Raw genomic sequence first — 8,847 nt, 5'->3', positions numbered from 1 at the left:
GCGCCTGCTGTGGACGGGGGTGCGGCGCGGGAGGGCGGGCAGCTCCTGGAGGCGCTCCCACCGCCGTGACCTGCTCTCCCGCGCGCGGCGCCGCCTCCTGCACGGTCAGCGGGTGTGGCTGGTCGACTCCGCCGAGAGCGGGGCCTACTGCGTCCCCGGCGCGCAGGGGGGCGTGGTCATCACCCGGGGCGCCCTGGCGGTGCTGAGCGGTTCCCAGGTACGCGCCGTCCTGGCCCACGAGAGGGCCCATCTGCGCCAACGCCACCACCTCTTGGTCGGGTGGGCGCGCCTGCTCGACTCCGCCTTCCCCCGGGTCCCCCTCTTCCGCGCGGCGGCGTCCGAGGTCCCCGTCCTCGTGGAGTGGGCCGCCGACGACCGGGCCGTGCGCGAGGTCGGCGTGCGCCCGCTGGTGCACGCCCTGGGAGCCCTCGCGGAGGCCGGTCGGAGCCGTTCCCCGCAGGTCCTGTCCATCGGGGGCGCCTGCCCGGTCGACCGGGTCCGGCGCCAGGTCGCACCGCTCGCCCGGTGCCGGCGGTGGAGGACGCGTGCGCGCACGGCGCTGGTCGCCGCCCTGGTCTCGGCTCCCCTGGTGATCACGGTCGCCTCGGCGCTGGCCGGGGTCCTCCTCCCGTACTGCGACTGCGCGGCCTACTGACCCCTCCGTGCGCGGGCCGCACCGGCAGGCGCCCCGACCGCCCCGGAGGAGACACCGCGACCGTTCCCCGCACGCTTCTTCTATCTAGCATAGAAACTGTACTAAGCTGGATAGAAACAGCGTGAGTCGACCGAGGGGCACCCACATGTCCAGTTCATCCGGGTCCGGACCCGGCCGCGGGAAGAAGCAGGTGAGCGACCGGCCCTCGCCGGGCGCGGAGCGCGCCCCGGACGGGGGCGGCGGCGGTTCGTGGCGGGGCCTCCTGTTCGCCGGCCTCGCCCTGGTGGTCGTCGCGGGTCTGCTCGTGGCCAACCGGGCCATGGACGACCCGGCGCGGGAACCGGCGGCGCGGGGGGCGGCGGCCGACCCCGCTCCCCACACCGCCGGAGCCGAGGACCAGGGCCCCGGCCAGCGGGAGTTCGGGTCCCTGCTGGCCCGCCGGGACCCCGGGGACCCCGCCGCGATGGGCGAGGCCGACGCCCCCGTGGTCATGGTGGCCTACTCCGACTACAACTGCCCCTACTGCGGACGCTGGACCCGGGAGACCCGACCCGAGCTGATGCACTACGTCGAACGGGGGGACCTGCGCATCGAGTTGCGCGACTTCCCCGTCATCACCGGTTCGTCGGAGACGGTCTCCCACGCCGCCCGGGCAGCCGGGATGCAGGGCGGGTTCTGGGAGTTCCACGAGGCCTACTTCTCCCACGGGGAGAAGTTCGAGGGCGAGGCGCTCGAAGAGGTGCTGGACGGGATCGTCGCGGAGCTGGACCTGGACCCCGAGCGCTTCGAGGAGGACCGGCACGGCGACGAGGCCGCCGCGATGGTGAGCCGCGACTTCGCTGAGGCGCAGGGGATCGGGGTCACCTCCACCCCCGCCTTCCTCGTCAACGGCCAGCCGCTCATGGGCGCGCAACCGCTCTCCGTGTTCGTGTCGGCGGTCGAGGACGCGCTGGCGGACGCCGGCAGGGGCGGCGATGGCTGACGTCGGCCTCGTCGCGGCCCTGGCGGGCGGCGTACTCGCCCTGTTCAGCCCGTGCAGCGCACTGCTGCTCCCCTCCTTCTTCGGGTACGCGTTCCGCGACCCGCGCCGCCTCCTGGCCCGCACCGGCGTGTTCTACCTGGGCCTGTGCACCACGCTGGTCCCGCTCGGCGCGGGATCGGCCTCGGTCAGCCGCCTGTTCTACGGAGAGCGCGAACTCCTCATCACCGTCGCGGGCTCGCTCGTCATCGCCTTCGGCGTGGCGCAGATCGTGGGCTTGGGCTTCTCCTCGCGGCTGGCCCAGCGCCTCCAGGGGCGCTTCTCCGGACGCACGGACACCGTCTCGGTCTTCGGGCTGGGCGCGGTGTACGGATTCGCCGGTTTCTGCTCCGGACCGATCCTCGGCGCGGTCCTGACCGTCGCGGCCACCGGCGGGTCCCCGCGCGGCGCCGCGCTCCTGGCGGTCTACGCGCTGGGGATGGCCGGTCCGCTGTTCGTGCTGGCGCTGCTGTGGGACCGCTACGACCTGGGAGGGAAGCGCTGGCTGCGCGGACGCACCGTCTGCCTCGGCCCCGTGCGCGTCCACACCGCCAGTACGCTGTCGGGCCTGTTGTTCGTCGCCATCGGCATCGTGTTCCTGCGCTACGACGGAACGGCGTCGCTCTTCGGCGGCGTCGAGGCGTTCGACGACCAGAGCTACCGGGTCCAGGAGTGGCTCTTCGCCGCCGGCGGGGCGGGGATCGACGTGTTCGTCCTCGCCGCGGCCGGGCTCGTCCTGCTCGCGGCGGGCCTCTGGCGGTGGAGCCGGTCGCGCGGGCCGAAGGTCTCCGAGGGGGAGGACCCCGCTCAGGAGGGGCGTACCCGAGGCGCGCGCCCGGAGACCGCCGGAGGAGGAGCGTGAGCGCGAGGGGCCACGCCTCGGCGCCTACCGGGCCCGGCCCCCGGGTCGGTGCGAAGGCCTACCGTGGGCGCATGGTGTTGCTACGGGTCTCCGAGACCGCTGAGGAGCGCTGAACCGATGTCGTCGGCCGAACGCCTCCAGAGCCTGTTCGTGGCCATGGCAGCCGTGGCGGGACTCGCCGCGGGCCTGCTGCTGCCCGTGGGCCCGGCGGCCGAGCACGTGGTGCTGCCCGCCCTGCTGGCGATGCTCACCGCCGTGTTCGTGCAGATGGACGCCGCGCGCGTGGGCGAGGTCGGGCGCGCCAGGACCCTGGTCGCCGTCAGCATGGTGCTCAACTTCGTGTTCACCCCGGCCCTGGCCTGGGCCCTGGGGGCGGGGCTGCTCGGAGGAGAACCGGACCTGCGCATCGGTCTGCTGCTGCTGCTGGTGACCCCGTGCACGGACTGGTACCTGGTCTTCACCGCCATGGCGCGCGGGCACACCGGCGTCGCCGCCGCGCTGCTGCCGGTCAACCTCGTCCTCCAGCTCGCACTGCTGCCGGTGTACGTGCTGCTGCTGGGAGGGCGGGCCGCCATGGTCGACGCGGCCACCCTGGCCGAGTCGGTCCTGCTCGTCCTCGTCGTCCCGCTGGCCCTGGCCGCGGTGACGCGGTGGGCCTCGTACCGGTTCAAGGGGGCCGCCTGGCGCGAGCGGTACGTCACCGGGCCGGCCTCGCGCCTGGTCCTGCCGCCGCTGTACGCGGCCGTTCTGGCGATGTTCGCCTGGCAGGCCCGCACCGTCCTGGAACACGGCGCCGACCTGCTCGCCCTGCTGCCGCCGCTGGCGGTCTTCCTCGTGGCGCTGCCCCTGATCGCCACCGGCCTTTCCCGGCTGCTGCGCCTCCCCGCCGACCAGGGGGTGACCCTGGTCATGACCACCACGGCCCGCAACTCGCCCATCGCGCTGGCCATCGCGGTCGCGGCCTTCCCCGACCGGCCCCTGATCGCGGTCGCGCTGGTGGTGGGACCGCTGGTGGAACTGCCCGTGCTGGCCCTGCTAGCACAGCTGGTGAGGGTCCGGCGGCCCGAGGCGAGCGGGCCCGCTCAGGCCGGGACCCGCCGGGGGCACGGCCTGGAGCGCTGACCGCGGCGGGCTCCGGGCCGCCGCCCGAGACAGCGTCAGGGCGCTTCGCCGCCCCCGTCCGGAGCCTCTTGCCGGAGGAGGTCGCTCAGACGCTTCAGCACCCGAAGCTGCGCGGGGTTGTACAACTGCGCCATGGCCTCGGCCATCGTGCGTTCGGCGCGCTCCGCGCCGCCGGGCGCGTCGACGGCGGGGTCGGCCGACCAGGGGTTCTCCTCGCGCCGCCTGCGCACGACCGGCAGCATGCGCGCGGCGAGGCGGTCGATCGCGGCCTCGTCCGCGTCCTCGGGAAGGGCCTCGAACTCCTCGTCCGTCTCGTCGGGATCGTTGATCAGCGCGCGGAACTCCTCGACGGACCTGTCGCTGAGGACGGTCGAGTAGACCATCAGCAACGACCGCTGCCGGTCGGAGAGCTCACGGGAGACCGGCGCGAACGCGGGGGGAACATAGGCGGGTGCGCGGTGGCGCAGGATGACGGCCAGCTCCGCCCGCACGCGGTTGAGCCGGTCGACCGTCGCCTCCAGCTCCTTGTCCAGCACGCGAATCGCCTCGTCCGGGTCCTCGTCCGCCCGTCCCATCGACGCCACCTCCGACAGCGGGACGCCCAGATCGCTCAACCGCTTGATCTGGAGCAGACGGACCAGGTGCGGGACCTGGTACTGCTTGTAGCCGTTCGCCGTCCGCTCCGGCACGTCCAGCAGGCCGACCTCGTGGTAGTACCGGACGGCCTTCACCGTGGTGTTGGCCAGCTCGGCGAGCTGCTGAGTACTCCAGGCCACGCGATACCTCCTCCTCCGCCTCGACCGCGGGGGGCGCCGCGCCCCAGGCGGACACACGGTCCACACCCCGCCCCGGGGGCCGGGTCGAGCGGCGGCCCGTCGTCCGCGCCCGTCCGTCCGCCTGCCCCGACACCAGGCGGCCCCCTGGCTTGACCCTGCCCCGGGGGCAGCCTTTGGAATAGGGACGAACGCCGATCGTGACCGGTTCGCGACCGAGCATGCCGGGTGCGCCTTCAACGGCGACGGGCATGCGGCGGTCGAGGTTCCGCGTCGGGTCGGCCACCGGTACTCACGAGCGGACGGGGAGCCCGAAGTGATCAAGGAACGCGGACGGCGCGAGGCGGCCAAGCGGATCAAGGACGGAAACGGCCGTCGGCTCAGAAGCTTCCGCTGGTGGCAGCCGCTCTCCCGCGCCCTGTTCCACCTGCCCCTGACCGACGGCGACGGGCACCGCGCGGTCTACTCCGTCGACGTGCCCTACTGGCAGCGGGTCATGACCGAGGACGGCAAGGGCAAGGCCCACCTCTACCTGGACGGCAGGCACCACCTGGAGTCCAAGCTCCCGGCGGTCTTCCCGCTGCCGGGAGGGGTGGTCGAGGTGGAGTCGACTGCCTTCGGGCTCAAACGCTGCCACTACGTGACCGCCGGGGGCGACGAGCGCCAGCTCGTTCCGGACGAGCGCTCGGCGGAGGGCCGCCGCGCCCGTCTGGACCGCGAGCACCCGGCCTTGAGCCGCCTGGTCAGGGCGGTGTCTCTGGTCCTGCTGGTCGTACCGATCCTTCTCGTCGTCCCCCAGATCGTCGAAGCGGTCTCGCAGGTGCCGCCGGTGGCCGAGCGCTTCGGCACCTTCACCTCGCCCGTAGACCTGCCGCTGTGGCTCAACATCGCGCTCGGGCTGTGCGCCTCGACCTCCAGCGTGGAGCGGGCGACCCGGCTGCGCTGGAACGCGCTGCTGGACGGCAGCGACTGAACGCCGACGCCGCGGACGCGCGTTCGCGCGGCGCGGCACCGGGTACCGCGAGCCCCGGCGGCTCTGCGAATCCCATCGAACCGACCCCGTAGAACACGGAGCCAGACACATGCGAAGCCTTCGCGAACCCTTCCGGATCATCCGCGCGAACCTCGGCGCCTACCTCGTGATGAACGCGATCGCCTACGGAGTGTTCCTCATCGGTTTGGGGGCGGCCCTGGCCGTCCCCGAGCTGAACGCCGCCCAGGTCGGCACCCAGCAGGAGGACGGGACGGCCGACCTGGTGGGTGAGCTGTTCGCGAACCCCTGGCTGTTCGGCCTGACCATCTTCGGGGTCAACGTGCTGACCGTCGCCCTGCTGAGGATCATGCTGCCCTCGATGATCGTGCCCTTCGCCGGGATACCCCTCTTCGCCTACAAGGCGTACGAGACCGGCGTGATCCTCGCCCCCGTCGACGCGGCCACGGCCACGCTGATGATCCCGCACTCGCTCACACTCGTCATCGAGTTCCAGGCCTACGCCCTGCTCATGCTCGGCGCCTACCTCATCGGAAGGGCATGGCTGCGGCCCTCGGCGGTCGGCGCCCCCGACCGCCGCCGAGGCTACCTCCACGGCCTCCGACAGGCCGGCTGGTTGAGCCTGCCCGCGCTGGCGCTGTTCGTCGTCGGCGCGGCCTACGAGGCCTTCGAGCTCGTCTACCTCGTCCCCCGCATGGTCGCGGGCTGACCCCGGAGCGTCAGCGGAACGGTGGGGACCACCAGCGGAGCACCCGGCCGCCCACGACGACCGGGTGCTCGCGCGTCGGCGCCGCCGGGGCGGTCGCCCCCGACCCGGGAGAGGCCGGTACCGCACCGAACGACGGCCTCTCGGACGCCCGACGCGGCATGGTCGTCCGCCCCGACGCCCGCGGGCCGACGGCGGACTACCCCCCGACGGCGCGGCCCGCGTAGTCGGGCGCGGGTTCGGCGAGGGCGGCCAGGCGCGCGGCGGCCTCCTCCGGGAAGGGGACCGCCCGGCCCAGCGCCTGGTCGACGTGGAGCGCCATCAGCTCCTCGGTCGCCACCAGGACCCCGCCGACCCGCATCTCGTGGCAGATCCGCGCCTTCTTGGCGCCGGGTCGGTCCGGGCCCGGACCGACCACCCGGGTGCGGACCTCGACCTCGTCGTCCGCGGCGACCTCGCGCAGGTAGCGCACGTGCGCCTCCACCGTGTACAGCGAGCGGCCCGACCGCTCGCGGTAGGCGGCGTCCAGACCCACCCGGTCCATCAGCGCGTCCGTCGCGAACCCGAAGACCAGGACGTAGTAGGCCTCGCTGAGGTGCCCGTTGTAGTCGATCCACTCGGGCCGCAGCCGCTGGGTGAGCGTCGCGCTCACGCGTCCGCCCCCGCCCGCTCGGCGGCCTCGGCGGCCTCGGCGCGTTCGACCTCCTCCAGCGCGCGGGCCACCGCGATCAGGCGGCGGTCGCGCTGGGCGATCAGCTCGGCGGTGGAGCGCCCGGCCACGACCTCGTCCGTGCCCGCGACCATGCGGTCGCGCAGCCCGGTGGTGAGTTCGGGCGCCTCCAGGCGGGTCCACGGGGACTTCAGGGACGGCCCGAAGTGGTCGAGCATGTGCGCCATGCCGCCCTCTCCCCCGGCCAGGTGGAAGGTCAAACAGGGGCCGAAGAAGGCCCAGCGCAGCCCGGGACCGCTGGTCATCGCCAGGTCGATCTGCTCGACGGTCGCCTCTCCCCCGGCGACCATGTGCAGGGCCTCGCGCCAGGCGGCCTCCTGGATCCGGTTGCCGATGAACCCCGGCAGCTCCCGCTCCATGGTGATCACCGACTTGCCCGCGGCGCGGTAGAAGTCCGAGGCCCAGTTGACGGCCCACCGCTCGCTGCGCTCGCCGCCGACCACCTCGACCAGGGGCACCAGGTAGGGCGGGTTGAACGGGTGTCCGACCACGAGCCGCCCCGGTGTGCGGGCCCCCACCTGCATCTCGCTCATGCTGTAACCGGAGGTGGACGAGGCGATGACCACGCCCTCGGGGGCGGCGGCGTCGATCTCGGCCAGCAGGTCGATCTTCAGGTCGAGGCGCTCCGGAGCGCTCTCCTGGACGAAGTCCGCGTCGGCCACGGCCTCTGCCAGCGTGTCCACGACCCGCAGGTTCGCCATGGAGGCCCCCTCGGCCGGGCCCAGCGCCTCCAGGGCGGGCCAGGCCGAGGAGACCAGCCCGCGCAGCCTGCTCTCGGCGTCCGGGGCGGGGTCCCAGGCGACCACCCGGTAGCCGCGGCCCAGGAAGTGGGCCACCCAGCCGCCCCCGATGACACCCGCTCCTACGCAGGCGACCGTGCGCACGGCCTCGGGGGTGGTTCTCGCGTTCTCCGTCATCGTGCTCCTCGTGTGGTCGGCGGTTCGTGTGGGGCGGCGGTCAGGCGGCGCTGCGGAGCCCGAGCATGGCGCGGGTCTCGTCCGGTGTGGCCACCCGGGCGCCGAGCTGCTCGATGATGTCGACGGCCTTCTCGGTGAGCTGGCCGTTGGTGGCCTTCACCCCGCGGCTGAGGTAGAGGTTGTCCTCCAGCCCCACCCGGGCGTGCCCGCCGAGCAGTACCGACTGCGCCACCCACGGCATCTGCTTGCGGCCGATGGAGAAGCTCGCCCACTGCGCGCCCTCGGGGAGCAGGTTCACCATCGACTGGAGGACACCCGGGTCGGACGGCGCACCGTAGGGGATGCCGGTGCACAGTTGGAACAGCGACGGGTCGTCGATGAGGCCCTCGGCGTGCATGGTCTTGGCGAACCACAACTGGCCGGTGTCGAAGATCTCCAGTTCGGGGCGGACCCCGAGTTCCTGGATGCGCCTGGCGCCCGCGCGCAGCATGTCCGGGGTGGAGATGTAGACCTGGCTCCCGTCACCGAAGTTCAGGCTGCCGCAGTCCAGGGTGCAGATGTCGGGCAGCAGCTCCTCCACGTGCGGCAGGCGGTCCAGGCCGTTGACGAGGTCGGTGCCCTCCTCGAACCTGAGCGGGTCCTCCTGGCCGATGACCAGGTCGCCGCCCATGCCCGCCGTGAGGTTGATGACGATGTCCACGCCGGTCTGGCGGATGCGGTCGACGACCTCCCGGTAGAGGGCGTTGTCGCGGGAGGGGGCGCCCGTCTCGGGGTCGCGGACGTGGATGTGCACCACGCTGGCGCCGGCCCCGGCGGCCTCGACCGCGGCGGCGGCGATTTGCTCGGGCGTCACCGGCACGTGCTCGCTGCGGCCGACGGTGTCCCCGGCGCCGGTGAGGGCGCAGGTCAGGATGGGTTTGGGGTTCATGGTGTCGCTCATGGCGGTGCTCCGTCTCCGTGTTTGTGCGGCGTCGCGGGTTCTGCGAACGGGCGGCCGTCGGCCGTCTCGGGGGCGTTCTCGGGCGCGCGGAACCGAGGTCGGGGCTCGGGGAGGGGATGGGTCGGTCCAGGGC

10 protein-coding genes are annotated in these 8,847 nt (G+C 73.4%); 6 read left to right on the top strand and 4 right to left on the bottom strand.

Going from position 1 to position 8,847, the window contains the following annotated elements:
- The 4 genes from ABD54_RS23760 to ABD54_RS23745 all read left to right on the top strand — a co-directional run.
- A partial coding sequence (locus ABD54_RS23760) for a M56 family metallopeptidase (protein WP_047871761.1) occupies positions 1 to 655 on the top strand: 655 nt, incomplete at its 5' end.
- A 145-nt stretch (positions 656 to 800) separates the two neighbouring features.
- Entirely contained in the window at positions 801 to 1,637 is an 837-nt protein-coding gene (locus tag ABD54_RS23755) for a DsbA family protein (protein ID WP_047871760.1), read from the top strand.
- On the top strand, positions 1,630 to 2,535 hold the full coding sequence (locus ABD54_RS23750) for a cytochrome c biogenesis CcdA family protein (RefSeq protein ID WP_047871759.1): 906 nt from the start codon (positions 1,630 to 1,632) through the stop codon (positions 2,533 to 2,535). Before ABD54_RS23755 ends, ABD54_RS23750 begins: the two co-directional genes overlap by 8 nt.
- 117 nt (positions 2,536 to 2,652) lie before the next feature.
- Positions 2,653 to 3,657, top strand: coding sequence for an arsenic resistance protein (locus ABD54_RS23745; protein WP_047871758.1), 1,005 nt, complete (start codon positions 2,653 to 2,655; stop codon positions 3,655 to 3,657).
- Positions 3,658 to 3,692: 35 nt separating this feature from the next.
- Here the strand turns inward: ABD54_RS23745 and ABD54_RS23740 are convergent, their stop codons facing one another.
- Positions 3,693 to 4,433: a MerR family transcriptional regulator gene (locus tag ABD54_RS23740; protein ID WP_047871757.1), complete on the bottom strand. Its 741-nt coding sequence runs from the start codon at positions 4,431 to 4,433 to the stop codon at positions 3,693 to 3,695.
- Between the two features lie 313 nt (positions 4,434 to 4,746).
- Here ABD54_RS23740 and ABD54_RS23735 point away from each other — a divergent pair, with 313 nt between their 5' ends.
- Together ABD54_RS23735 and ABD54_RS23730 are read left to right on the top strand one after the other, a co-directional pair.
- Positions 4,747 to 5,403: a hypothetical protein gene (locus ABD54_RS23735; protein ID WP_047871756.1), complete on the top strand. Its 657-nt coding sequence runs from the start codon at positions 4,747 to 4,749 to the stop codon at positions 5,401 to 5,403.
- A 109-nt stretch (positions 5,404 to 5,512) separates the two neighbouring features.
- On the top strand, positions 5,513 to 6,130 hold the full coding sequence (locus ABD54_RS23730; protein ID WP_047871755.1) for a hypothetical protein: 618 nt from the start codon (positions 5,513 to 5,515) through the stop codon (positions 6,128 to 6,130).
- A 196-nt stretch (positions 6,131 to 6,326) separates the two neighbouring features.
- Here the strand turns inward: ABD54_RS23730 and ABD54_RS23725 are convergent, their stop codons facing one another.
- Genes ABD54_RS23725 through ABD54_RS23715 form a run of 3 tightly spaced genes read right to left on the bottom strand, consistent with a single transcriptional unit; the run spans position 6,327 to position 8,714 of the window.
- On the bottom strand, positions 6,327 to 6,779 hold the full coding sequence (locus ABD54_RS23725; protein ID WP_047871754.1) for a thioesterase family protein: 453 nt from the start codon (positions 6,777 to 6,779) through the stop codon (positions 6,327 to 6,329).
- Positions 6,776 to 7,774 (bottom strand): 3-hydroxyacyl-CoA dehydrogenase NAD-binding domain-containing protein, encoded by a 999-nt coding sequence (locus ABD54_RS23720; RefSeq protein WP_047871753.1) that lies wholly within the window; start codon positions 7,772 to 7,774, stop codon positions 6,776 to 6,778. The genes ABD54_RS23725 and ABD54_RS23720 overlap by 4 nt, the downstream gene beginning before the upstream one ends.
- Positions 7,775 to 7,814: 40 nt before the next feature.
- A complete protein-coding gene (locus ABD54_RS23715; protein ID WP_047871752.1) occupies positions 7,815 to 8,714 on the bottom strand; it encodes a 3-keto-5-aminohexanoate cleavage protein in 900 nt (299 codons plus the stop codon).
- Between the last annotated feature and the right edge of the window lie 133 nt (positions 8,715 to 8,847).

Origin of the sequence: Nocardiopsis sp. RV163 (assembly GCF_001029525.1) — a bacterium.
GTDB lineage: Bacteria > Actinomycetota > Actinomycetes > Streptosporangiales > Streptosporangiaceae > Nocardiopsis > Nocardiopsis dassonvillei.
Note: the sequence above shows the minus strand (reverse complement) of the source record. Positions and strands in the feature narration are given on the sequence as shown.

Bases quoted from the DNA above. Each gene is read 5' to 3' on its own strand.
- ABD54_RS23755 (WP_047871760.1), top strand. From the start codon at position 801: ATGTCCAGTTCATCCGGGTCCGGACCCGGCCGCGGGAAGAAGCAGGTG.
- ABD54_RS23750 (WP_047871759.1), top strand. From the start codon at position 1,630: ATGGCTGACGTCGGCCTCGTCGCGGCCCTGGCGGGCGGCGTACTCGCC.
- ABD54_RS23745 (WP_047871758.1), top strand. From the start codon at position 2,653: ATGTCGTCGGCCGAACGCCTCCAGAGCCTGTTCGTGGCCATGGCAGCC.
- ABD54_RS23730 (WP_047871755.1), top strand. From the start codon at position 5,513: ATGCGAAGCCTTCGCGAACCCTTCCGGATCATCCGCGCGAACCTCGGC.
- ABD54_RS23720 (WP_047871753.1), bottom strand. From the start codon at position 7,774: ATGACGGAGAACGCGAGAACCACCCCCGAGGCCGTGCGCACGGTCGCC.
- ABD54_RS23715 (WP_047871752.1), bottom strand. From the start codon at position 8,714: ATGAGCGACACCATGAACCCCAAACCCATCCTGACCTGCGCCCTCACC.